Source organism: Amycolatopsis sp. NPDC049691 (assembly GCF_040675005.1).
Classification (GTDB): Bacteria; Actinomycetota; Actinomycetes; order Mycobacteriales; family Pseudonocardiaceae; genus Amycolatopsis.
In genome coordinates, this window is the sequence record NZ_JBFANX010000003.1 from 361,076 (window position 1) to 383,837 (window position 22,762).

A 22,762-nucleotide genomic window follows, 5' to 3' on the forward strand; every position below is an offset into this window, starting at 1 on the left:
CCCGGCGGCGGGAGAGCAATGCGGATCGTGAACGTGACGACGGCCGTGGTGGCCTACCACGGTCAGGCCACGCTGGTGCGGATCGACACCGACGAGGGGCTCAGCGGATTCGGCGAGGCCAATCCGGACGCCGGCGCGGCCGCCGTCGTCGGGATGATCGAATCCCTGACCCCGCTGCTGGTCGGCGAAGACCCCCGCAACGTCGAGCGGTGCTGGGAAAAACTGCGTCGCAGCAAGGTTTTCGCGGGCGCGCAGAGCGGGGTGTTCGTGATCGCCCTGTCCGGGATCGAGCTCGCGCTGTGGGACCTCGCGGGCAAGGCGGCGGGCCAGCCGGTGCACCGGCTGCTCGGCGGGAAGTTCCGCGACCGCATCCGCCTCTACGCCGACTGCGGTGACGGCGACGACCCGGCGGGCTCGGTCGCCGGGTGCGTCGACCGGGCCCAGCGGATGGTCGCCGAAGGCTTCACCGCCCTCAAGTTCGACATCGACAACCTGCGCCACCCGGACAAGTTCGACGATTTCAACCACACGATCAACGCGGCCGAGCTGCGCTCGATGGTCGAGCGCGTGGCGGCCGTCCGGGAGGCGATCGGGCCGGACGTCGACCTGGCCATCGACCTGCACGCCCGCTACGACGTGCCGAGCGCGTGCCGGATCTCGTGGGAACTCGAGCCGTTCCGCCTGATGTGGCTCGAGGAACCGCTGCCGGCGGAGAACGTCGACGCGCTGGTGCGGGTGCGCGCCCAGACCCGCACCCCGATCTGCGCGGGAGAAAACCTTTACTTGCGCTGGGGTTTCCGCGAGCTGCTCGAACGCGGCGCGGTGGACGTCATCGAGCCGGACGTGCCGAAGTGCGGCGGCCTCGCCGAGGCCAAGAAGATCGCCAACCTCGCGGAGCTGCACTACATCCCGTTCGCCCCGCACCTGGTGTCGACGCCGCTGGGCACGATGGCCACGGCGCACCAGTGCGCGGCGATCCCGAACTTCTACGTCCAGGAATGGCACGCTCTCGAGGAGCGCGCGGTGTGGGACAGCTACGTCCACGCCCCCGACGGGAGCGGCTCGATCGTCAAGGACGGCTACCTCACGCTGCCCGACACCCCGGGGATCGGCGTGGAACTCGACATGGACGGCGTCCGGGCGCACGCCGTGGCGGGCTTCGGGGTCTTCGAATAGCGGTCTCGGCGGGCCGGTCCGAAAGTCGATCGAAACTCTTTGCGGGCCGGCGAGGCACCGTGTTCTTCTGCTGACGGTAAGCAACTACGTCGACGCGTGCCGTTAAGGAGACCATCGATGGCAGGAAGTTCACCGGGCCCACGCAGCAGGTGGTGGCGATCGCCCGCGACCCGGGCACTGGCAGGGGTGGCCACCGTGGCCGCGACCGCCGCCGTGCTGGTGACGGCACCCGGCGCGGATGCCGCGGCCGGCACCCTGGGAGCCGCGGCCGCGCAGTCCGGCCGCTACTTCGGCACGGCGATCGCCGCCGGCCGGCTCGGCGACTCGGCCTACACCACGATCGCGGCGCGCGAGTTCAACATGGTCACGCCGGAAAACGAGATGAAGCCGGACGCGACCGAGCCCAACCAGAACCAGTTCAACTTCTCCTCCGGCGACCAGGTCTACAACTGGGCCGTCGGCCACGGCGCCAAGGTCCGCGGCCACACCCTCGCCTGGCACGCGCAGCAACCGGGCTGGATGCAGAGCATGAGCGGCAGCGCGCTGCGCAGCGCGATGATCAACCACATCCAGAAGGTGATGGCCCACTACCAAGGCAAACTGGCCTACTGGGACGTCGTCAACGAGGCGTTCAACGAAGACGGCAGCCGCCGGTCGTCGAACCTTCAGGGCACCGGCAACGACTGGATCGAGGTCGCGTTCAAGACCGCCCGCGCGGCCGACTCCTCGACCAAGCTCTGCTACAACGACTACAACATCGACAACTGGAACTACGCCAAGACCCAGGGCGTGTACAACATGGTGCGGGACTTCAAGTCCCGGGGCGTGCCGATCGACTGCGTCGGCCTGCAGGCCCACTTCACCGGCGGCAGCTCGGTCCCGAGCAGCCTGCAGACGACGATCTCCAGCTTCGCGGCGCTCGGCGTCGACGTGGCGCTGACCGAGGTCGACGTCACCAACGCCAACACCTCGCAGTACACGGCGCTGACCCAGGCGTGCCTGAACGTCGCGCGCTGCGTCGGCATCACCGTGTGGGGCGTGCGGGACAGCGATTCCTGGCGCTCCAGCGAGAGTCCGCTGCTGTTCGACGGCGGCGGCAACAAGAAGGCCGCCTACAACGCGGTGCTCAACGCGCTCAACGCCGGCGGCGGGACGACCACCACGCCGACCACCACCCCGACGACGACGCCGACCAACCCCACGACGACACCCACCACGCCGGGCGGCGGGAGCTGCACCGCCTCGCTGTCGGCGGGACAGTCGTGGAGTGACCGGTACAACCTCAACGTCTCGGTGAGCGGCGCCAGTTCGTGGACGGTCACCATGACCGTGCCGAGTCCCGCGCGGATCATCGCGACCTGGAACATCAGCGCGAACTGGCCCAGCAGTCAGGTCCTGATCGCGAAACCCAACGGCAACGGCAACAACTGGGGGGTCACCATCCAGCACAACGGCAACTGGAACTGGCCGAGCGTCAGCTGCAGCACGTCCTGACCCGCGATCGGGTGGCTCGTTCGCTCCGGCGAGCGAGCCACCCCTTTTCACTCGCCAAAATGTTAGCGATAACATTCCGATTCGACCGGGAGAAATTCATGAAAAGAGCAGGTACCAGCCGCAGGATCGCGGCACTGGCCGCCGCGACGACCGTCGCGGCGGCCGTCGTGTCGGCGGTGACGCTGGGAGCCGGCGCGGCCGAGGCCGACGTCACCGGCTCGTTGCGCGGAGTCGGTTCGGGCCGCTGCCTGGACGTGCCGAACGCGAGCCAGACCGACGGGACGTACTTGCAGATCTACGACTGCTGGGGTGGTTCCGGCCAGCAGTGGACGGCGACGGCGGCCGGTCAGCTGACGGTGCTCGGCAACAAGTGCCTGGACGTGCCGGGCAGCGCCACCACCGCCGGTACCCGGGTGCAGACCTGGACCTGCCACGGCGGGGCCAACCAGCAGTGGCGGCTGAACTCCGACGGCACGGTGGTCGGGGTGCAGTCCGGGCTCTGCCTGGACGTCACCGGCTCCGGCACGGCCAACGGCACCGCGGTGGAGCTCTGGACGTGCAACGGTGGCAGCAACCAGAAGTGGACCGGCCTGTCGACCACGACACCGCCGACCACCACCACGACGACCGGCAGTGGCTGTTCGCTGCCGTCGACGTACCGTTGGTCGTCGACGGGCGTGCTCGCGACGCCGAAGAACGGGTGGGTCTCGCTCAAGGACTTCACCAACGTCGTCTACAACGGCAAGCACCTCGTCTACGCGTCGAACGTCTCGGGGTCGACCTACGGCTCGATGGCCTTCAGCCCGTTCACGAACTGGTCCGACATGGCCTCGGCCGGCCAGACCGGGATGAGCCAGGCCGCGGTGGCGCCGACGCTGTTCTACTTCGCCCCGAAGAACATCTGGGTGCTGGCCTACCAGTGGGGCGCTTGGCCGTTCATCTACCGCACGTCCAGCGACCCCACGAACCCCAACGGCTGGTCCTCGCCGCAGCCGCTGTTCACCGGCAGCATCTCCGGGTCCGGCACCGGTCCGATCGACCAGACCCTGATCGCCGACGGCTCGAACATGTACCTGTTCTTCGCCGGTGACAACGGCAAGATCTACCGGGCGAGCATGCCGATCGGCAACTTCCCGGGCAGCTTCGGCTCGAACTACACGACCGTCATGAGCGACTCGACGAACAACCTGTTCGAGGCCGTCCAGGTCTACAAGGTCCAGGGCCAGAACCAGTACCTCATGATCGTCGAGGCGATCGGCGCGAACGGGCGTTACTTCCGCTCGTTCACCGCGAACAGCCTGAGCGGTTCGTGGACCCCGCAGGCCGCCAGCGAGAGCAATCCCTTCGCGGGCAAGGCCAACAGCGGCGCCGGCTGGACCAACGACATCAGCCACGGTGACCTGGTCCGCACGAACCCGGACCAGACCATGACCGTCGACCCGTGCAACCTCCAGCTGCTGTACCAGGGCAAGTCCCCCAGCGCGAGCGGACCGTACGACCAGCTGCCGTGGCGGCCGGGCGTCCTGACGCTGCAACGCTGACCCCGCGGGGAACCCGGCCGCCCGCCGGCTGGGTTCCCCCGGCCGGCGGCACCGTCACGAAGCGACGTCGCCACGGGCGGGTAACCGGGGGGGGGGGGGGGGAAGCCTTCGGCAAAGGACAGCGGCGCCGCGCTGTGGCCGAAACCCGGTGCCTTGGCCCAGTGCCAGGCGTCGGGCAGGTCGCCGGCGCGGGCTTCCGCGTTCTCGGCTACCGGGTCGCTCATCCGGTTGTTCGCCCCCTCCCCCAACCAGGCTCTCGAGCAAGTGGCGGGGTTTCGCCGTTCCATATCGGGTTGCCGCCGCACGGGTGCGGTGTCTACGTTCCGGAGATGGGTTCGCGACTGCTGGCGGTGACCTTCGAGGCGGAAAACCCGGCTGAACCGGCACGGTTCTGGGCCGGGCTGCTCGGCCGGGAGGTCGTCGAGGACGCCGGTGGTCTGCTGCTGCCGGGCGGGGACACCCAGCTCGGCCTGCGGTTCGCGCCGGGCCGCGCCGGCCGGGTGGGCGCGCACCGGATGCACCTGCACCTCACCAGCACCGACCTCGACGACCAGCGCCACACCGTGGCCACGGCGATCGAGCTCGGCGGCCGTCACGTCGACGTCGGGCAGCGACCCGAAGAGCCGCACGTCGTCCTGGCCGACCCGGCGGGCTACGAGTTCTGCGTGATCGAGCCCGGCAACGGCTACCTCGCCGGGTGCGGCCCACTGGGCGAACTCACCTGTGCCGGCACCCGGCAGGCCGGCCGGTTCTGGAGCAAGGCGCTCGGCTGGTCCCTGGTGTGGGACCAGGGCGAGCAGACCGCGATCCAGTCACCGCGCGGCGGCACGAAAGTCGCCTGGGACGTCTGGGACGGCACGCCCACGGCGGAGCCGAACCCGCAGCGCTTCGAGCTGTTCCCCGAGGACAACGACCAGCGGGCGGCGGTCGACGCGGTGATCGCTCTCGGCGCCGCCCGGCTCGACGTCCGCGACGACGGCACCGTCGTCCTGGCGGATCCGGACGGCACCGCGTTCTGCGTGCGGCCGGCCGGCGCCGGCCGCGGGTAGCTACTCCCGGGTCCGCCGCAGCCGGAGTCCGACGACGACCACGGCCACCACCACGACAACGGCGATGAGGATCCACACCCAGGCCGGGATGCCGCCGCTCGTGTCACTCGACGCGGCGGCGCTCGGAGCCGGCGAAACGGCCGCGGACGTCGGTGGAGCGGCCGCCGACGTCGGCGAAGCTGCCGTGGAGCTGGACGACACCGGCGCGCTGAGGGTGAAGTGGATCGCGGCGGTCACCTTGTCGCCGTCGTCGGAAACGACCTTGTAGGTCAGCGTGTACGCCCCGGCCGGGCCGCTGGGGAGAACCGCGGCCGTGATCGTCGCGTCGGTCACCGTCGGCGGGCTCACCGACCACTTCGCGCCATCCGGGCCGGTCACCGAGATCGGGTCCGGCTGCAGCGTGACCGGCTCCTCGAAGGTGAGCTCGATCTTGCGCGGCGGTGCCGCGAGGGTGGCACCCTCGGCGGGCGAGCTCGACGTCAGCTCCGCGTGCGCGGATGCCGGTCCGGCCAGCACCAGCAGGCCGGCGAGTGCGAGCAGGAACGCTCCGAGCGGTCGTGCGATCTTCATGGGCTCCTCGATCCGGGTCGCGGCAGCCGACGGCCGCCGCTCCAGTAGTCGGATGGGGAGCTCCATCGGTTCCCGCAGGGCGCCGCTCGGCTCGACGTCCGCGACGACGGCACCGTCGTCCTGGCGGATCCGGACGGCACCGCGTTCTGCGTGCGGCCGGCCGCCGGCCGCGTGGAGTAGCTAATCCCGGTCCGCTGCAGCCGCAGCGCGACGACGTCGGTGCCGCAGAGCTGGACGACGCCGGCGCGCTGAGGGTGTTTCGAGCGGAACCCGGCCGCCGGCCGGGCTCCGCTGCGGGGCTTTGCCGTCAGGGACGGCGAACGCCGCCCGACGGGAGGCCCGCGTCGCGCATCACGTCCTGCGCGGCCGGGGGCCAGTTCCCGTCGGTGACCTTCACGTTGCCGTCCAGCACGTTGTCGTGCGGTGCGCCCGTCGCGACCTGGGTGGCGCCGGCGTTGTACCAGTTGCCGGTGAACGTGTTGTCGTCGGTGTTGTTGGTGGAGCTCGCGTTGGTGAACGCCCAGACCCCCGCGTCCTGGATCACGTTGTTCCCGAGGCGCACGTACCGCGAGCCTTCGTCCAGGTACAGGCCGACGGTGTTGTGGTTGTCGTAGACGTAGTTCCGGTCGATCACCGCGCCCGGGTCGGCGGAAAGGTTGTAGATGCTGCCGCCGTCGTGGAAGACCTTCTTCGTCCCGTGCACCAGGTTGTAGCGGACCACGGTGTCCTTCAAGGTGGTCGGTGTGGTGTACACCGGCTGGTAGTTGTACAGGCCGCGGTTGCGGTAGTCCTGGCTGCCGCCCGGGTCGTTGGCGCCCCAGCCCCAGCCGACGTCGATGCCGTCGTAGGCCAGGTCGGACACTTCGTTGTGCTCGATCACCGCGTGGGTGACGTAGGTGCTCAGGATGCCCGCCATGTCCTTGTAGTCCTTGGCGACGTCGGTGACGAGGTTCCCGGTGATCGTGACGTTCTCGTCGGTCATCGCCGGGTTGCCCGGATGGTGCGCGTCGGGCCGCACGCCGCCGGCCACGATGCCGGAACCGGCGTCGTCGGTGAAAGTGTTGCCGCGCACGGTGATCCCGGACGCGCCGAGGCCGATGCCGCCGGCGTGGGCGTTGGCGTCGTTGCCGATGCCGAGGGCGACCTGACCCAGGTGCGCGAAAGTGCTGTCCTCGAACGAGATGCTCCTGGCCGCCGAGACCTGGACGGCGGCGGGCACCTGCTGCCAGCTGTTGCGCGCCCCTTCGAACTGGGGGCAGCCGATCTGGCACGAGGTCAGGAAGTCGGCGGGCTGGGGGAACGCCGCGGCGATGAACGTGCCGCTCTGCTGGTCGGCGTAGCCGATCGACGTGCCGGGCTGCAGCCAGGTGGTGTGTTCGAAGGCGAGCCCGCGGAACGCGATGTCGTGGACGGGGTCGTCGTAGGTCCCGCTCAGCTGGAGCAACGAGGTCAGCCGCGGCAGCTCGACGTCCTTGCCGGCCGGCGACTGTCCCGGTGCGGCCTTGTAGTACAGCTTTCCGGCGGCCGGGTCCAGGTACCACTGCCCGGTCTGCAGGAAGGCGTAGGAGTTCTCCAGCAGCAGGGTGCCGCCGGCGAAGGGGCGGGCGAGGGTGTCGTAACCCCAGTTGTTGTTGTTCCACGCCGGTTGCTGCATGGTGATGGTGCTGCCGGTGATGCTCTGCACGGGCGCGAACCGGTCGGTGAAGGAGTTCTGGCTCTCCACCTCGATCCGGTTCTGGGCGGGCAGGCCGGCCAGGTAGTTCAACGCCGGGTTGAGGATGGTCAGGCCGGTCTCGGTGACTTTGACGTCGGTGCGGGCGATGGTGATCGCGGCGCGGGGCGCGGCGGCGCCGTCGACGTAGAGCTGCCGCGAGTCCACGCCCTTGGGAATGTCGGCGACGAAGACGTTCGCCGCCGGGTCGTGCAGCCGCCAGCCGGTCACGGCCTGGCCCCCGGACAGCACCGGCCGCTCACCGGGGCGGGCCTGCCAGGTGATGGTGTGGCCGCTCCGCCCGGAGTCCTCGCCGGTGAACTTCAGCGGAGCGCTCAGCCGGTACGTGCCGCTCGCGAGTTCGACGTGGACGTCCGCCCGCGCCGACAGCGTGCGGGCGAGCTTCTGGGCGTGCTGCAGGGTGTCGCCGCCGTGGGGTGCGACGACGATCGTGACCGCCGGGTGCCCGGCCGCCTGGGCCGGGACGGCGGCCGAGGCCGTGGCGCCGGCGGCGACGGCCAGTGCCGCCAGCACCGTTCGGGTGGGGTGACGCATGAGCATCCTCCTCGAGGATCTGCGGTGGGGAAATCGGGGACCGCGGTCAGCGGCCGAGCCAGCCGCCGTCGACGGGGACCAGCGCGCCGTGCACGTAGTCCGATGCCGCGGAGGCCAGGAAGACGGCGACGCCGCCGAAGTCTTCCGGCCGGGCCCAGCGGCCGGCCGGGATGCGGTCGAGGATCGCCGCGAAGCGCTCGGGATCCGCGCGCAGCGCCTCGGTGTTGTCGGTTTCGACGTAGCCGGGGACGATCGCGTTGACGTTCACGCCGCGTCCCGCCCACTCGTTGGCCAGGGCGCGGGTGAGGCCGGCGATGCCCGACTTCGCGGCGGCGTACCCGGGAACGTTGATGCCGCCCTGGAAACTCAGCAGCGACGCGGTGAACACGATCTTGCCCCGCCCGCGCTCGAGCATCCCCCTGCCGACCTCCCGGGTGAGGGCGAACTGGCTGGTGAGGTCGACGGTGAGCACCCGGTCCCAGTCGGCGTCGGAGTGGTCGGCGGCCGGGGCCCGGGCGATGGTGCCCGCGTTGTTGACCAGGATGTCCACCGGGCGGTCCAGCCCGGCGAGGGTGCCCGCCAGCTCCGCGACGGCGGCGCGGTCGGCGAAGTCGGCGTTCAGCGCGGTGCAGGTGCGCCCGAGCGCGGTCACGCGTTTTTCGACCTCGCTGCCCGACGGCTCCTGCCGGGCGCTGACGGCCACGATGTCGGCGCCGGCGGCGGCCAGTGCCTCCGCGATGCCGAGGCCGATCCCCCGGCGGGCGCCCGTGACCACCGCCAGCCGGCCGGTGAGGTCGAACGGGGAACGCGGGGTCATCGCGGCTCCCCGGAAGCGCGGCAGTCGACGAGGACCTTCATCACGCCCTCGCCGCCTTCGAGCGCGGCGAACGCGTCGGCGGCCCGCTCGAGCGGCTCGGTCCGCGAGATCAGCGCGGCGGCCGGGATCGCGCCCTCGCCGAGCAGCCCGACCGCGGCGGTGAAGTCGTCGCGGTCGTACAGGCGCGCGCCGACCAGGGTCAGTTCGCGCCAGAAGAACCGGTGCAGGTCCACCGGCCGGGGTGCCGGGTGGATGGCCACCTGGACCAGCCGCCCCCTCGTGGCCAGCGCGCCGACCGCCGTCGCCACGCCCGCCTCGGCGCCGGACACCTCGAACGCCACCGCGACGCCGGCCCCGCCGGTCTGCCGGTCGACGGTGGCGGAGAAGTCTTCGGCACGCGGGTCGAGCGCGGTCAGGCCGAGGCCTTCGGCCACCGAGCGGCGGAACGGGTCCGGCTCGGCCAGCACGACGACCGCCCCGGACCGGCGGGCGACGATGGCGATGAGCAGCCCGATCGGGCCGCCGCCGACCACCAGCACCCGCTCGCCGGCCTTCAGGTCCGCCCGGCGGACGTCGTGCACGGCCACCGCGACGGGCTCGACCAGCGCGGCGTGGTCGAGCCGGAGGTCGTAGGGCAGGCGCACCAGGGTTTCGGCGGGGACCGTCCAGCTGGTCTGCATCGACCCCGGTGCGTCGATGCCCAGGAACACCAGGCGGTGGCAGACGTGGGTGTGGCCGGCCCGGCAGGCGGGGCACTCGCCGCACCACCGCAGCGGCACGACCGTCACGGCGTCGCCGGGTCGCCAGCCTTCGACGCCGGTGCCGAGTTCGGCGACCCGTCCGGACATCTCGTGCCCGAGCACGCCGGGTGGCTGCACGCGGCCGTCCATGTCGCCGTGGTAGATGTGCAGGTCGGTGCCGCAGATCCCGGTGTAGGCCACGTCGATCCGGACGTGGCCGGGTGGCGGCGGCACGGGGTCCGCCGCCTCGACGACCAGGCTCCGGCGGCCGGAGTAGGCGACCCGCCGGGTGGGCGGGCTCTGCGGTGGGGCGGTCATGGCGTGTCCTTTCGTGCTGTTGCGCGGGCGAGGTAGGTCCGCTCGGCGTTGTGGTGGAGGACGGCGTCGGCGGGGTGCCCGTCGAGCGCGGCGTGGACGACCTTCAGCCACGTCTGGTGGTCGGTGGCCAGCGTCATGACCGGCCAGTCGCTGCCGTAGAGGCACCGATCGGGCCCGAAGGCGGCCAGGGCTTCGCGCAGCGCGTCGACCACCGCCGACCGGCCGGTGCCCGGGGCGGTCTCCGTCGCCAGGCCCGAGAGCTTGCACCGCACGTTGCCGTGCCGGGCGAGCCGCCGCAGGTCCCGCCGCCACCGGTCGTACCCGGGCCCGCCCGGCGACGGCTTGCCGAGGTGGTCCAGGACGACGGTGGTCTCCGGGCAGGCTTCGGCCAGTGCGGTCAGCTCGGGCAGCTGGTGCGCGCGGACGCAGGCGTCGAACGGGAGGCCCGCGGCTCCCAGCGCCCGGACACCCGCGCGGAAGTCGGGGCGCTCGAGGAACCCCGGAGCTTCGTCCTGCACGTTGCGCCGCACCCCGACCACGAACGGGTCTTCCGCGTACCGGCTCGCCGCCCCGGGGTGCTCGAGGTCGGCGTGCGCGACGATCCCGCGGATCCACGGGTGCTCGCCGGCTTCGCGCCGGATCCACGCGACCTCGGCGGCGGCGTCCGCCGGGGTCCGGCCCGCTTCGACGACGATCACGTCCCCTCGGCCGGGGAAGTCGTTCGGGGTGAACGGCCGGTGTAGCGCGGCGACGTCGTCGAGCCACGGGTAGCGCAGCCGCCGCGGGTCCCAGAAGTGCACGTGGGAGTCGAGGATCGCGGTCACGCCGTTCCTCCCGGGTCCTGGTTTTCCGGTCGTCCGCTGGGCCACGAGCGGTCGCGGACGGGTGCGAGGCACTCCTCGACCGCGCGCAGCAGGTCGTCGTCGACCGGTTCGCCGATCCAGCGGACGTCCCGGCGCACCTCCTCGGGATCCGCCGCGCCGACCAGCGTCGAAGCGAACCCGCCGGTCGTCACCGCGAACCGCAGGGCGACGCGCGCGAGGTCCTCGCCGCGCGCCCGGCACAGTTCGGCCGCCCGCGCGCACTGCCGGAGCACCTCCGCCGGCGCGGGGTGCCATGGCGGCGCCCCGCGGTCGGTGAGCGCCCCCATCGACAGCGGGGACGCGTTGATCACCGCGGTGCCGTGGCGGGCGAACCGCTCCCGCCACGCGGCGAGCCGCCGGTTCTGGAGCGTGTACTGGCAGTACGAGAGGACGGCGTCGACCGGCGTGCGTTCGACGACGTGGGCGAGGGCGGGCAGCGGGAAGCCCGAGACGCCCACGGCACCGACCAGGCCGATCTCCTGCAGGGCGCGCAGCGCGGGGATGGTTTCGCGCACGACCTGGCCGAGGTCGCCGAACTCGATGTCGTGGCACAGGACGAGGTCGAGGTGGCCGGTCCCCAGCCGGTCGAGGCTTTCGTGCACGCTGCGGGTGACCCGGCGGGCGGAGAAGTCGAAGTCGGCGTCGCCGTAGCGGCCGACTTTGGTGGCGAGCACGTAGGCCGACCGCTCGACGCCACGCAACGCCTTGCCCAGCACGGTTTCCGCGACCGTGCGCCCGTAGTAGGGCGAGACGTCGAAGAAGGTGATGCCGAGCTCGAGTGCGGCGTGGACGGCGTCGATGCCCCCGGGGTCCCGGCCCAGCGGGGCGGCTCCGAAACCGAGTTCGGAAACCTCGAGCCCGGTGCCGCCGAGTGGCCCTCGCTTCACGCGTCACGCCCGTCGAACGGGCTGGCGTAGGAAGCGGTCCGGGCCCGCAGGGCGAGCCGCAGGGTCAGGCGGATCCGGGTCGACCGGGGCAGGTCCACCCGCAGCCACGGACCGCCGACGTCGAGGGAGGCGGTCGTCACCACCGGTTCGCCGTGGCCGTAGTCGTAGAGGTCGCCGATCCACGACGGGTCCTCGCACGCGGTGTACGCCACGCCGCGGATGTCGTGCTCGGCGAACGCGCCGGCCTGGACGATCACCGACCGCGGCACCTCCGGGTCGAGGTTGACCAGCTCGACGACCGTCGCCTCGGGGTCGATGGCGGACACCAGCGCCGCCACCGACGGGGGCAGGCCGGGCCGTCGCGCGGCCGCGTCGTAGTACCGGACGCGGGCCTGCTGCAACCCGCCGTTGTAGACGACCTGCGGACCGCCCCAGGTGAGCTGGACGAGCGCTTCGGTGACCACCGGGTTGGACTGCTGCCACAGGTGGATGTCGGCCTCGGGCACGGGACGGCCGCGGTAGCGCTCCATGCGGGTCAGCCGGTGGCGCACCTGCGCCTGGGCGGCCGCCAGGATCCGTTCCGGGTAGTCCGGGTTGTCCCCGGCGAGGTAGGCGAACCACGGCTCCTCGTGCCCGGCCTCCTCCTTGCTGCGGAAGGGCCGCACGGTCCGCCAGTCGTGGCCGGCGGCCGCGCGCAGCCGCTCGAGGCGGGCGCGGTCCTCCGGCGCGCCGGAGTGGTGCCACAGGGCGACCGGGACGCCCATCAGCATCGGGTTGTAGTCGAACCAGCCGCGGTCGTCGTACCGGAACGGCACGTGCAGCGTCGGGGTGTCCACGTCTTCGCGCAGCTGCACCGTCCACTTGGTGGCGAGGCTGGAATCCGCTTCGGTGAACGCCATCACCTTGCCGTGGGCGATGATTTCGTCCAGCGCCGGGCGCACGAGGTCGGTGTGGGAGTCGTCGCCGGTGGCGAGCGCGGCCGCCAGCGCGGCGACGACGGCGGCGTGGCCGACGCTGTACCAGCCGTGCGGCCACGACCAGCCGTAGTGCCCGCCGTACCACCGGCCCGCCAGCAGCCCGCCCACCGTTCCGTCGGGAGCGACGTTGTCGGGCAGGATGCCGTTGTTCGCCGCCGCACGGTCCCGCCACGCACCGACGTACTCGGCGAGCCAGTCGCGGTAACGCTCTTCGCCGGACAGCAGCCACGCGTTGCCGACGAGCCCGGCCGCGGCCAGGTTGACCGCGGTGTCGCCGGTGCCGATCCGGCGGCGCATCTGCTCCCCCAGCCGGGGATCCCGGTCCCGCGGCGGCTCCTCGGCGTCCGGCGGCAGCAGCCACTCCAGCGGGAAGCCGTACATCGCGGCTTCCTTGGCCAGCCACGGGTACGAAGTGCCGTCGAAAAGCCCTTCGCGCGCCGGATCGCTGCCGTTGTGCGGACGACGGATGATCCGGTGCCCGGGGTCGTAGTTGCCGTGGGCCGGATCGACGTAGAGCTCCGCGAACCGCAGTGCGCGCTCCCGCCACCGCTCGGGCGCGGCCATGCACAGGAAGTACAGCAGCAGCAGGCTTTCGCCCTGGTGGAACCAGTCGTAGCCGCGTTCGTACTCGTCGTGGAGCATGCCCAGCTCGGTCAGCTGCCGGGTGACGCCTTCCCAGTGCCGCTCGGCCTCGGCGAGCAGGTCGTCGGCACCGCCGAGCAGGTAGAGCTGCGGCCAGTTGAAGAACGTCTCGTAGAAGTCGTCGACGCCGTCGCGGCTGGTGAGCCCGTCGTCGTAGGTCAGCCGTCCGTCCGGGCCGGTGAAGTCACGGGCGAACCGCCGCCACGCGCGGTCGAGCAGGGCGAACAGCTCCCGCTGGGCCGGCGCCCAGCCGGGCGGTTCGAGCAGCGGGACCGAGGCCGTGATGACGGGATACATCAGAGGGTGCTCCATTCCAGGGCAGCGGTCACCGTCGGCGGCACGCGGGGGTGCCGCCGAGGAGACGAGGCGGTGACGGCGTGGTCCTATTCCTTGGTGGCGCCGGCGAGCATCCCGGCGACCAGGAAGCGCTGGGAGAACAGGAAGACCACGAGGACCGGGGTGATCGCCAGCAGGGTGGCCAAGGCCAGTTCCGGCCGCTGCACCGCCGCGGTGCCGACGGTCGGGTTGAACTGCGGCACCGCGTTCAGCAACGTGCCCAGGCCCACCTGGACCGGGAACTGGTCGCTTTCCGGCAGCAGCACGTAGGGCAGGAAGTAGTTGGTCCAGTTGGCCACGAAGCTGAAGAAGCCGACGAGGGCGACGATCGGCGTCGCCAGCGGCAGGGCGACGTGGCGGAACACCCCGAACGACGTGCAGCCGTCGAGCTTCGCCGCCGCGATCAGGTCACGGGGCACCGCGGTGCTGAAGTAGATGTAGGTCAGGTACACGCCGAACGGGTAGAACGAGTACGGCAGGATGACCGACCACATCGAGCCGACCAGGTGCACGACGTTCACCTCGAGGAACAACGGCACCACCAGGGTGGCGTTCGGCATCAGCATGACCACGAGCGTCGCCACGAGCAGCGTGCGCCGGCCGCGGAACTCGGTCATCGCGAGCGCGTACCCGGCCGGGATCGCCACGCACAGCGTGATCACGAGGGCGGCGAACGAGTAGACCGCGGAATTGCCGAGCCAGCGGAAGATCGCGTTGTCACCGAACGACGTCAGCGCGGTCCAGTTGCCGGCCAGCGCCTGCCACGAGCCGAACGACAGCGGGTTGCCGTGCACGAGCTGGTCGTCGGTCTTCGTCGCCGCCAGCACCAGCCACAGCACCGGCAGCACGAAGAAGACGAGGAACAGCACCAGAACCAGTGCCGACAGCGGGTTCGGCAGCTTCCGGCGAGCACGACGCCGCCGCGGTGCGGCCGAGCGGCGGACCGGCTCGTTCACCCTCGCGGGAAGGCGGATGTCAGTCGGCATCGAAGAACCCCGATCGTGCGACGAACACGCCGGCGACGACGAGTCCGACCAGCAGCAGCTCCACCGAGACGGCCGCGGCGGTGTTCACGTTGTTGTTCTGGAAGGCGAAGTCGTAGGAGAGCTGGTTGAGCGAGTAGTCGTGCCCGGCCACGCCGACGCTCGCCTGCGACAGCAGCTGCGGTTCGACGAACAGCTGGGTGCCGCCGGCGAACGCCAGGATGACCATGTAGACGATCCACTTGCGCAGCAAGGGGATCTGGATGCGCCAGGCCGTCTGCCACCCGCCGGCGCCGTCGATCCGGGCCGCCTCCAGCAGGTCGGGCGAGATGTTGTTGAGGGCGCCGTACATCACGACGATCCAGCCACCCGCCCCGGTCCAGAAGGCGATCAGGGTGAACAGGACCGGGAGGTGGTCGGGCGCGACGACCTGGCCGAACGTGTCGAACCCGAGCGCGCGCAGCAGCGAGCTGACCGGGCTCACCGACGGGTCCAGCATGAACAGCCACACCATCACACTCGCCGCCCCGGCCAGCGCTCCCGGGATGTAGTACAGGAAACGCAGGCTCTTGCCGACGGCGTCCGCGGTCAGGCGGTGCAGCACCAGCGCCAGCCCCACCACGAACACGACCAGGGAAACCAGCCAGAACACCAGGTACAGCGCGACGTGCCCGACGGCGGCGAAGTACCGGAAGTCACTGGCGGCGTCGACGAAGTTGGCCAGGCCGGCGAAGTTGTCGCCCGCGTCGGTGAACGCGAAGTACACCGCGTACACCGTGGGAACCACGCCGAACGCGATCAGCAGGACGACGTAGGCGGCGACGAAGAGGTGGCCGGACCGGCCCGGCCAGAACACCCGCCGCCGGGGCGGGGTCCTGGCGGGCCGGGTGGCCGGGGCGGCGGTCGTCATCGGGTGACCTCGTACCCGTTCGACTTCGCGTAGTTGGTGATCGCGGTCTGCCACTCCGGCAGCATCGACTCGATCGTCTTGCCCGCGGTCAGTCCCGGCGTGACGGTCGCGGCCCAGATCGCCTCCTGGCTGAACTGCCCGTACCCCCATCCGCGCCACACCTGCGGGGCGGCCGCCGTCAGCGGCGCGCCGACGTCGTTGGCGTAGTACTTGCCGGAAGACTGCTTGGCCAGCCACGTCTTGGCCGCCGGGGCGTACGCGGGGTAGCCCGGGGAGACCGTTCCCTGGTACTCGTCCGACGTGGTGACCCAGGTGAGGAAGTCGGTGGCGTCCTTGAGGTTGGCGCTGTGCGCGGACAGCAGCCAGGTGCCGCCGCCGACGTTGCCGACCGAGGGAGCCGGGTCGCCCGCCCACTGCGGCAGCGGGGCCGCGGCGATCTGGCCGGCCGGGGTCTTGAACGCCTCCTGGAACACCGAGCCGCCGAACCACGACGGTCCGGGCATCATGAGGATCTTGTCCGCGGAGTTCTTGGCGAAGTCGGAGCTGAACACGCTGCTGGTCGCCATCGTCCGGTTCTTCACGAGCGTGTCGAGCAAGGAGGCCATCCGGGTGCAGTTCGGGCTCGTCGTGTCGACCTTGACCGACTTCGGGCCGGTGATCTCGTTGGCCCCGCACTTGGAAGCCCAGAAGTAGATCTCCGGGGTGAAGTTGTCGCCGGCGGAGCCGACGAGGTAGCCCGGGTGCTCGGTGGCGACCCGCTGCCCCAGTGCCCGGTAGTCCTCCCAGGTCTTCGGGACCTGGTAGCCCCACGACTGCATCAGCGGCGCGTTGTACCAGAGGACGGTCTGGGCGAGGTCGTTGCGCAGGCAGTACAGCGTGCCCTCGACCGTGCACGGGTCGTTGGCCCCGGCGGTCCAGCCGTTCAGGGTGGCTTCCGGAATCTGCCCCTTGTTCAGCGGCGCCGTGAACCCCGCCTGCACCGCCCAGCTGACCTCGTTGTTCTGCGAGCTGAACACCACGTCCGGCCAGCCGCTGCGGGTCCGGTTGAACAGCCCCACCTTGGTCTGCAGGTAGTTCGAGCCGTTGGCGTCCCCGTCGTAGGTGACGATGTCCAGCTGCGCCGCCGGGTGCTGCTTCTGGTACAGCTGCGCGGCCGGCAGCCGCGTCGAGTCGACCCAGACGGTGATCTTCCCGCCCGTCTGCGGCACCGGCTGGAACCCGCCCTGGGCGCTGCTGCCGCTCCCGCCGTTCCCGCAGGCCGTGACCCCGGCGAGGGCGGCCACGACACCGAGGACCAGCCCCGCGTACCGCCAGCCTCTGGCTCCGGTAGCGCGCGCATGAACTGTCATGAGGTACTCCACTCCATCGTGGCTCCGAGATGTGTACGACACATTCTCGGCGAGCGATAGCTCCGGGAGACATCACAGCTGGCAGCCGCGGAGACGTCAAGAGGTAGAGCGGTAATTTCTCCGGCGTCTCAGCGCGCATGGCCAAAATGAGTACTACTCATTGGCGAGGTGAGGACCCCGATGTATGGTCCATGCGAGGACGCTCTCCGTTGCCGAACACGAAGGAGACCAGCGGGTGGACGAGATGGCCGCAGCAGGCGACCCCGGACCGGCGGGCGGCGGCCCGGCCGCGCCCGGAGCGGCGTCGTACCGGCCGGGATACGAACTCGTCGCCGAACGGATCCTGCAGCTGATCGCCGAGCTCAAGCTGCAAGCCGGGGACCGCATGCCCACGGAGAACGAGCTCGCCGCCCGCCTGGGCGCCTCGCGCACGGTCGTGCGGGAGGCGGTCAAGATCCTGTCCGCCATCGGGCGGGTGCGCGCCCAAAAGGGCCGCGGCCTCTACGTGGCCGACGACGAGGGAATGCTGGGCTCGGCGCGCTGGTCGGGATTCTTCCTGCCCACCGACCTGGACCACGTCTACATGCTGTTCGAGTTCCGCCGCGTGCAGGAGATGACGGCCAGCAGGCTCGCCGCAACGCGCGCCACACCGGGCGAGCTCCGGTCGATCGAGGCGGCCGCGGAAACCTGCCGCCACGGGCACCTGACCGGCGAGGTGGCCCTGTTCGACCGCGGAGACGACGACTTCCACCTCGGGATCGCGGCGGCGTCCCACAACCAGTTCCTCCTGGCCGCGGTCCGCGAAGCCCGGCGCCTGCAGCACCAGTCCAGCACGATCGGGCTGCACGGCACAGTCGGCGGCCACGCGGCGGAGGCGATCGAGGAACACGCGGCGATCTACGCGGCCATCCGCGACGGCGACCCGGAAGCGGCCGCCGAAGCCGCCGCGGTGCACCTCGACAACACCCTGGAGGACTACCGCCGCGAGATCCAGCGCCGCCTTTTCGGGTAAAGGCTTCTCTGGATTCCGTTTTCGGAGCCCTACTGCGCGCTGGCGTTGAGGCCCGCCAGGACGACGTCGGCGATCTTCTCGGCCACCGCGCGGGTGAAGGGGTGGCGGCGCCGGATGAGGTAGAGGTACACCGGCCCGGACAGCAGCTCGGTGAGGAAGTAGGTGTCCGCCGGGGGAATTTCCCCCTGCTCGACGGCGCTGTCGAGCCGCCGGTCGTGGACGACCCGGACCGCCTCGTCGAGCTCCACGTTGCCGGGAGCCGCGATGGGCCACGGAATCACGCTGGAGTTCGCCGGCGAAACCGCCGGTTGCTGCGCGACTTCGTGCTCGCCCACCCGTCGCGGCAAACGTCCCCGCGGGCGTCGCCGGCCTCTCACTCGGACGCGACCTCGGGATGCGCGGTCACCACGTCGTGCTCGTCGAGCGGGTCGATCGGCTTCGTGGCAACGGATCGCCCATCGACGTCCGCGGCGACGCGATCGAAGTCGCCGAGAAGATGGGCATCCTGCCCGCGGTCCGCGACGCGCGGATCCGGATGACCGAGCAGGTGCACTTCGTCGACGAGCACGGCGCGGCCGTCGGCCGGCTGCCCGACGACATCGAGATCGCCCGCGAGGACCTGTCCCGGATCCTGGCCGACGCCGGAGTGCGTATCGGTTCGGGGTCGGACCTCCTCGGGTCCCCATCGGCAACGCCGAGATCATGGGCATCGACGCCGATCTCGGTACCGTCGCTCCGGGAAGCTCGCGGATCTCATCGTCGTGGACGGCAACCCCTTCGACGATCCGGCGGTAAGCCGATCGGGCCAGAGCGCGTTGACGCCACCTTGATGTATATGCAACACTGTGCTCGTGAAGCTCTCTGCCGTTGACGAAATCGTGGTCGACTGCCTGGCGGTCCGCACCCGGCTGATCAGCCGGGCTCTCACGAGCCTCTACGACGGAGCGCTGGCCGGCCACGGCGTGACCATCGCGCAGCTCAACCTGCTGGCGGCCGTGGGCAAGGCGGGCCCGTGCCCGCCCTCGGCGCTCGGCGAGGTGTTGCAGCTGGAGAGGTCGACGGTCAGCCGCAACCTGAACCTCCTGCTCGGCCACGGCTGGATCGAAGCGGTTTCCGCTGACGCGAAGGGGATTCGGGAAGTCGCGCTCACGAAGGCCGGCCAGAGCAAGATCGAGTCCGTGCTGCCGATCTGGCGGCAGTGCCAGGAGCAGGCGGCCGAGCTGCTCGGAGCCGGGGGAACCGGGGCGATCCAGGAGATCGCGCGCGGCATGGGCTATCCCCCCGGCAGCTGAGCGAGCGGGATCGGGTTCCCGTCTTCCGATGACCATATGTTGCATATACAACTTTAAGGAGAAGTCATGAGCAGGTCCTTCGCGAACGAGGTCGTGCTGGTCACCGGCGCGTCACGAGGCATCGGCAGGGCGGTCGCGCTGGCGTTCGCCGCGGAGGGCGCGCGGCTCGTTCTCGCCGCCCGCTCGGCCGGCCGGCTGGCCGAGGTGGAGAAGGAAGTGCTGGCGCTCGGCGCCGAGGCGCTGTCGGTGCCCACCGATGTGTCGGCTCCCGAGGAGGTCACCGCACTGGTCGAGGCCGCGGTGCGCCGGTTCGGCCGCATCGACGTGCTGGTCAACAACGCCGGCATCGGCAAGGTCGGCGAAGTCGCCGCCGGCACCTTCGCCGAAGACCTGCGGCTGACCCAGCGCGCGAGCCTCTTCGGGATGATCAGCGTGACGCAGCAGGTGCTCCCCATCTTCCGACGGCAGGGCGCCGGGTCGATCGTCAACATGTCGTCTGTCATGGGCCGCAAGGCTTTCGCCCGCTTCGGCTCGTACGCGATCGTCATGCACGCGGTCTCCGCGTTCTCCGACGCCCTTCGCCAGGAAGTGGCCGCCGACGGCATCCGGGTCTCGGTGATCCATCCCGCGCTGACCGCCACCGACCTGCTGCGGGACGCGGACGTGGCCGAGATGCCGCCGCCGTTCCGCCACATGACGCCCCTGTCGTCGGACGACGTCGCGAAGGCCGTGGTGACCGCGGTCCGCCGTGGACAGCGCCGGGTGGTCCTCCCCCGGACGGCGAACATGTTGCTCCTGAGCGAGGCCTTGTCACCGCGCTTGGGCGACCTGGTCGCCACTGCGCTGACGAAGCGGCGCATCGCCGCGTTGCTCGGGATGAGCAGCGGAAAGACATACCACGAAACGATTTCGATCCCATCGGCCTGACCGAAGAGGCGTTGACGACCGCGAAGCGGTGGCCGAACGCCTCATTGCCCGGCATCACGACGTTTACAGCACCGGACATCGAGTTCGCACTCGTCAAGTACAAACCCGACCGAGGCCCGATAACTTGGCCGTGAATTATTCACCCATTCAGTCTTTAGTGTGGTCAATGGTTTGATGCCTACCGGCTTCCGTTATCGTCGGGTCGTGGTCCGAGTGTTCCGCCATACACGCGGGGAAGACCGTGCACTTCCCGTTGTCTTCGCCAACGCAATGGGCGTGGACGCAGTGATCGCCACGGTCGACGGCGAAATCGACATGGCTACAGCCCCTAGGTTCGTCCGCCACATCGAAGAATTGCTCACCGGTCGGCCGCCGGCCGTCATCGCCGATCTCACGCGGGTGAGCTTCCTCGGGTCCGCCGGAGTGATTGGGCTGCTCACACTAGCGAGCGCGGCCCAGGGTGTGAACGTGCCCTTCTGCTTGGTCAGCGATCAGCGCGCAGTCCTGCGGCCCCTGCAGGTGACCGCCGTTGATCGCGCCATCGTCGTCCACAGAACTCTCGCGGACGCCCGCACCTGGCTGGCCGGCCCGGACTGACCCGCATCATTTGCAATCAGAGCCGAAGGGCACTCCCGTCGTTTCCGGAGTCCGGCCAGGAGGTCACCTGAGAAGTCGCACGGGGCGACGCCACCCACCGGGATGCAGTTGCGGCTCCGTGGGGCGGGACCGTCACCGTGTCAAAACTCGATCACCAGACGGGCGGGGACACGGTTGGCCAAGACGTCGCCGAATGCTTCGTTGATGTCTTCCAGCTTCCGAGCCTCGGCCGTCACGGTCGTCCGGCCCGCGGCGTGCAGGGCGAACACCTCCGCCAGGTCCTTTCGGGTGCCGACGATCGAGCCGATCACCGAGATGCCCTTGATCACCGTCTCGAAGATCGGGATCGGAAGGACGCCGCCCGCCGGGATGCCGACGCAGACCAAGCGGCCACCGCGGCGGAGGGAACGCAGTGCCTGCTCGAACGCGCTCGGCGCCGCGGCCAGCACGATCGCCACGTCCGCTCCACCCTCGGCCTGGATGGCTTCGGCCGGGTCGCCCGCGCTCGCGTCGACGACCCGGTCCGCGCCGAGTTCGCGGGCGAGGTCGAGCTTTCCGGGCTCGATGTCGACCGCCGTGACGAAACCGCCCGCGATGCGCGCGTACTGGATGGCGAGGTGACCGAGGCCGCCGACGCCGAAGATCGCGACCCGGTCCGCCGGGCGGACGTCACCGACCTTGACGGCCTTGTAGGTCGTCACGCCTGCGCACGTCAGCGGGGACGCCTCGATCGGCGGGACACCTTCGGGCACGGGGACCGCGTAATGGGCATTCGCGACGGCGTACTCGGCGTAGCCGCCGTCGATCGAATAGCCGGTGTTCTGCTGTGCCTCGCACAGCGTTTCCCAGCCGGAGATGCAGAAGCCGCACTCACCACAGGCCGAGCCGAGCCACGGCAGCGCCACCCGCTGCCCGATCCGATCCTCCGGCACCCCGGCGCCGACGCGTTCGATGACGCCGACTCCCTCGTGGCCCGGGATCAGGGGCAGTTCCGGCTTCACCGGCCAGTCCCCGTGGGCGGCGTGGATGTCCGTGTGGCAGATCCCGCAGGTCTCCAGCCGGACCAGGATCTGCTGGGGGCCGGGCTCCGGGATCGGTACCTCGCGCAGCTCGAGCGCGGACGAGAAATCCGTGACGACTGCAGCCTTCATGTTCGCTCCTAATGCGAAGGGTGATTTCGTGACCGTGTCGACGGTCGCGGATCGATGAGCGTGCCGCTGTGGCCGACGGTCACGAGCCGGCGGGACTTTGGTCATCCCGCCGGGTGCGGCCGCGCTGCCGGGCGAACCACTCCCGCTGCCAGCGGGCGAGGCGGAACCGGTCCAGCGCGAAGACCACGCCGCGGTAGCCCAGGGCGAGGACGAACACCACACCCACCCAAAGCCCGATCGCGACGACCACCGCGTCGACGGCCGCCGAAATCGGGGTGAGCGGGCGGTCGACCGGCGTGCCCGTGACGTCGAGCCAGATCGGAATCTCGTTGCCGGCGACCGTTCCGGCCGGGGCGTCTACCTCGCCGGTGTGCCGCTGCCCGTCACGCGCCAGCCAGAAGGCCTTTGCCGGACCGGATTCGCCCGGGGTGCCGCTGCGGCCGACGGTGCCAGGCGCCGGACCGTCGGCCAGCAGAACCGCCGTCGCCTCGTAGCGCGAAGCGATCTGGTCGCGAAACTCGGCCGTTTCTGCCGCGTGGATGCCGATTCCGAGCAGGACCGCTCCCACGCCGGCGAGCAGGGACGCCAGGACCACGACGAGCAGCACCGCCGCCTGAACCCGGTCAGACGGCCTGGCCACGGTGTGACGCCCGGGAAGGAGACTGTGTCGCAACCGGATCAACCGCATCGACGCTTACATCGTTTGCTGCCTTCCGCAAAAGTCCGCAGAACGTGGGGTGCGCCCAGCATTGCGGACTCCCACGGTCACGGCGCAGGGGACAGAGTCCCGCGTCCGCGGACCTTGCGGCCGTTTCCGCCGCTGCCGATCCGGTGACTTTGTGCCCTGGGGGCAGCGGTTCGCAAC

At 70.7% G+C, this 22,762-nt stretch carries 22 protein-coding genes; 8 read left to right on the forward strand and 14 right to left on the reverse strand.

Annotation, left to right across the window (positions count from 1 at the left end):
• Nucleotides 1–18: 18 nt before the first annotated feature.
• The 4 genes from AB0J40_RS08760 to AB0J40_RS08775 all read left to right on the forward strand — a co-directional run bounded on the left by AB0J40_RS08760 (nt 19) and on the right by AB0J40_RS08775 (nt 5,260).
• Entirely contained in the window at nt 19–1,176 is a 1,158-nt protein-coding gene (locus AB0J40_RS08760; protein ID WP_364449530.1) for a mandelate racemase/muconate lactonizing enzyme family protein, read from the forward strand.
• Between the two features lie 117 nt (nt 1,177–1,293).
• A complete protein-coding gene (locus tag AB0J40_RS08765; RefSeq protein WP_364449533.1) occupies nt 1,294–2,670 on the forward strand; it encodes an endo-1,4-beta-xylanase in 1,377 nt (458 codons plus the stop codon).
• Nucleotides 2,671–2,768: 98 nt separating this feature from the next.
• The gene (locus AB0J40_RS08770; RefSeq protein WP_364449536.1) at nt 2,769–4,211 is read left to right on the forward strand and encodes a non-reducing end alpha-L-arabinofuranosidase family hydrolase; all 1,443 of its coding nucleotides are present in this window, start codon (nt 2,769–2,771) and stop codon (nt 4,209–4,211) included.
• 329 nt (nt 4,212–4,540) lie between these two features.
• Nucleotides 4,541–5,260, forward strand: coding sequence for a VOC family protein (locus AB0J40_RS08775; RefSeq protein WP_364449539.1), 720 nt, complete (start codon nt 4,541–4,543; stop codon nt 5,258–5,260).
• Here AB0J40_RS08775 and AB0J40_RS08780 read toward each other — a convergent pair whose 3' ends face one another.
• The 10 genes from AB0J40_RS08780 to AB0J40_RS08825 form a co-directional block, all read right to left on the reverse strand.
• Entirely contained in the window at nt 5,261–5,830 is a 570-nt protein-coding gene (locus AB0J40_RS08780; RefSeq protein ID WP_364449541.1) for a copper resistance CopC family protein, read from the reverse strand.
• A gap of 307 nt (nt 5,831–6,137) precedes the next feature.
• Complete coding sequence (locus AB0J40_RS08785; protein WP_364449543.1) at nt 6,138–8,096, reverse strand: right-handed parallel beta-helix repeat-containing protein; 1,959 nt, start codon at nt 8,094–8,096, stop codon at nt 6,138–6,140.
• A gap of 46 nt (nt 8,097–8,142) precedes the next feature.
• On the reverse strand, nt 8,143–8,913 hold the full coding sequence (locus tag AB0J40_RS08790) for an SDR family oxidoreductase (RefSeq protein WP_364449546.1): 771 nt from the start codon (nt 8,911–8,913) through the stop codon (nt 8,143–8,145).
• Complete coding sequence (locus AB0J40_RS08795; protein ID WP_364449549.1) at nt 8,910–9,971, reverse strand: alcohol dehydrogenase catalytic domain-containing protein; 1,062 nt, start codon at nt 9,969–9,971, stop codon at nt 8,910–8,912. Before AB0J40_RS08795 ends, AB0J40_RS08790 begins: the two co-directional genes overlap by 4 nt.
• A complete protein-coding gene (locus AB0J40_RS08800) occupies nt 9,968–10,795 on the reverse strand; it encodes an amidohydrolase family protein (protein WP_364449552.1) in 828 nt (275 codons plus the stop codon). Before AB0J40_RS08800 ends, AB0J40_RS08795 begins: the two co-directional genes overlap by 4 nt.
• Nucleotides 10,792–11,721 (reverse strand): aldo/keto reductase, encoded by a 930-nt coding sequence (locus AB0J40_RS08805; RefSeq protein ID WP_364449554.1) that lies wholly within the window; start codon nt 11,719–11,721, stop codon nt 10,792–10,794. The genes AB0J40_RS08800 and AB0J40_RS08805 overlap by 4 nt, the downstream gene beginning before the upstream one ends.
• Nucleotides 11,718–13,637 carry a hypothetical protein gene (locus AB0J40_RS08810; RefSeq protein ID WP_364449557.1) on the reverse strand — a complete coding sequence of 640 codons (1,920 nt, stop codon included), beginning with the start codon at nt 13,635–13,637 and terminating at the stop codon, nt 11,718–11,720. The genes AB0J40_RS08805 and AB0J40_RS08810 overlap by 4 nt, the downstream gene beginning before the upstream one ends.
• Nucleotides 13,638–13,723: 86 nt before the next feature.
• Complete coding sequence (locus tag AB0J40_RS08815) at nt 13,724–14,662, reverse strand: carbohydrate ABC transporter permease (protein ID WP_364449560.1); 939 nt, start codon at nt 14,660–14,662, stop codon at nt 13,724–13,726.
• Nucleotides 14,652–15,569 (reverse strand): sugar ABC transporter permease, encoded by a 918-nt coding sequence (locus tag AB0J40_RS08820; RefSeq protein ID WP_364449563.1) that lies wholly within the window; start codon nt 15,567–15,569, stop codon nt 14,652–14,654. The genes AB0J40_RS08815 and AB0J40_RS08820 overlap by 11 nt, the downstream gene beginning before the upstream one ends.
• Nucleotides 15,566–16,918 carry a carbohydrate ABC transporter substrate-binding protein gene (locus tag AB0J40_RS08825; protein WP_364449566.1) on the reverse strand — a complete coding sequence of 451 codons (1,353 nt, stop codon included), beginning with the start codon at nt 16,916–16,918 and terminating at the stop codon, nt 15,566–15,568. Before AB0J40_RS08825 ends, AB0J40_RS08820 begins: the two co-directional genes overlap by 4 nt.
• A gap of 244 nt (nt 16,919–17,162) precedes the next feature.
• Between AB0J40_RS08825 and AB0J40_RS08830 the strand changes: the two genes are divergently transcribed.
• On the forward strand, nt 17,163–17,930 hold the full coding sequence (locus AB0J40_RS08830) for an FCD domain-containing protein (protein ID WP_364450067.1): 768 nt from the start codon (nt 17,163–17,165) through the stop codon (nt 17,928–17,930).
• Between the two features lie 29 nt (nt 17,931–17,959).
• Here AB0J40_RS08830 and AB0J40_RS08835 read toward each other — a convergent pair whose 3' ends face one another.
• A complete protein-coding gene (locus AB0J40_RS08835) occupies nt 17,960–18,265 on the reverse strand; it encodes a TetR-like C-terminal domain-containing protein (RefSeq protein WP_364449569.1) in 306 nt (101 codons plus the stop codon).
• Nucleotides 18,266–18,303: 38 nt separating this feature from the next.
• Nucleotides 18,304–18,498 carry a hypothetical protein gene (locus AB0J40_RS08840; protein ID WP_364449572.1) on the reverse strand — a complete coding sequence of 65 codons (195 nt, stop codon included), beginning with the start codon at nt 18,496–18,498 and terminating at the stop codon, nt 18,304–18,306.
• 283 nt (nt 18,499–18,781) lie between these two features.
• Between AB0J40_RS08840 and AB0J40_RS08845 the strand changes: the two genes are divergently transcribed.
• The 3 genes from AB0J40_RS08845 to AB0J40_RS08855 all read left to right on the forward strand — a co-directional run bounded on the left by AB0J40_RS08845 (nt 18,782) and on the right by AB0J40_RS08855 (nt 20,746).
• Nucleotides 18,782–19,222 (forward strand): MarR family winged helix-turn-helix transcriptional regulator, encoded by a 441-nt coding sequence (locus tag AB0J40_RS08845; RefSeq protein WP_364449575.1) that lies wholly within the window; start codon nt 18,782–18,784, stop codon nt 19,220–19,222.
• Between the two features lie 66 nt (nt 19,223–19,288).
• Nucleotides 19,289–20,149: an SDR family oxidoreductase gene (locus tag AB0J40_RS08850; RefSeq protein ID WP_364449577.1), complete on the forward strand. Its 861-nt coding sequence runs from the start codon at nt 19,289–19,291 to the stop codon at nt 20,147–20,149.
• 276 nt (nt 20,150–20,425) lie between these two features.
• Nucleotides 20,426–20,746 (forward strand): STAS domain-containing protein, encoded by a 321-nt coding sequence (locus AB0J40_RS08855; RefSeq protein ID WP_364449579.1) that lies wholly within the window; start codon nt 20,426–20,428, stop codon nt 20,744–20,746.
• Nucleotides 20,747–20,886: 140 nt separating this feature from the next.
• Here AB0J40_RS08855 and AB0J40_RS08860 read toward each other — a convergent pair whose 3' ends face one another.
• Nucleotides 20,887–21,897: a zinc-dependent alcohol dehydrogenase gene (locus AB0J40_RS08860; RefSeq protein ID WP_364449581.1), complete on the reverse strand. Its 1,011-nt coding sequence runs from the start codon at nt 21,895–21,897 to the stop codon at nt 20,887–20,889.
• A 79-nt stretch (nt 21,898–21,976) separates the two neighbouring features.
• Nucleotides 21,977–22,585 (reverse strand): hypothetical protein, encoded by a 609-nt coding sequence (locus tag AB0J40_RS08865; RefSeq protein WP_364449584.1) that lies wholly within the window; start codon nt 22,583–22,585, stop codon nt 21,977–21,979.
• Nucleotides 22,586–22,762 lie beyond the last annotated feature (177 nt).

Coding starts and splice junctions, on each gene's coding strand:
- AB0J40_RS08775 (WP_364449539.1), top strand. CDS start 4,541: ATGGGTTCGCGACTGCTGGCGGTGACCTTCGAGGCGGAAAACCCGGCT.
- AB0J40_RS08860 (WP_364449581.1), bottom strand. CDS start 21,897: ATGAAGGCTGCAGTCGTCACGGATTTCTCGTCCGCGCTCGAGCTGCGC.
- AB0J40_RS08780 (WP_364449541.1), bottom strand. CDS start 5,830: ATGAAGATCGCACGACCGCTCGGAGCGTTCCTGCTCGCACTCGCCGGC.
- AB0J40_RS08765 (WP_364449533.1), top strand. CDS start 1,294: ATGGCAGGAAGTTCACCGGGCCCACGCAGCAGGTGGTGGCGATCGCCC.
- AB0J40_RS08825 (WP_364449566.1), bottom strand. CDS start 16,918: ATGACAGTTCATGCGCGCGCTACCGGAGCCAGAGGCTGGCGGTACGCG.
- AB0J40_RS08760 (WP_364449530.1), top strand. CDS start 19: ATGCGGATCGTGAACGTGACGACGGCCGTGGTGGCCTACCACGGTCAG.
- AB0J40_RS08795 (WP_364449549.1), bottom strand. CDS start 9,971: ATGACCGCCCCACCGCAGAGCCCGCCCACCCGGCGGGTCGCCTACTCC.
- AB0J40_RS08850 (WP_364449577.1), top strand. CDS start 19,289: ATGAGCAGGTCCTTCGCGAACGAGGTCGTGCTGGTCACCGGCGCGTCA.
- AB0J40_RS08810 (WP_364449557.1), bottom strand. CDS start 13,637: ATGTATCCCGTCATCACGGCCTCGGTCCCGCTGCTCGAACCGCCCGGC.
- AB0J40_RS08790 (WP_364449546.1), bottom strand. CDS start 8,913: ATGACCCCGCGTTCCCCGTTCGACCTCACCGGCCGGCTGGCGGTGGTC.
- AB0J40_RS08865 (WP_364449584.1), bottom strand. CDS start 22,585: ATGCGGTTGATCCGGTTGCGACACAGTCTCCTTCCCGGGCGTCACACC.
- AB0J40_RS08815 (WP_364449560.1), bottom strand. CDS start 14,662: ATGCCGACTGACATCCGCCTTCCCGCGAGGGTGAACGAGCCGGTCCGC.
- AB0J40_RS08785 (WP_364449543.1), bottom strand. CDS start 8,096: ATGCGTCACCCCACCCGAACGGTGCTGGCGGCACTGGCCGTCGCCGCC.
- AB0J40_RS08770 (WP_364449536.1), top strand. CDS start 2,769: ATGAAAAGAGCAGGTACCAGCCGCAGGATCGCGGCACTGGCCGCCGCG.
- AB0J40_RS08820 (WP_364449563.1), bottom strand. CDS start 15,569: ATGACGACCGCCGCCCCGGCCACCCGGCCCGCCAGGACCCCGCCCCGG.
- AB0J40_RS08830 (WP_364450067.1), top strand. CDS start 17,163: ATGGCCGCAGCAGGCGACCCCGGACCGGCGGGCGGCGGCCCGGCCGCG.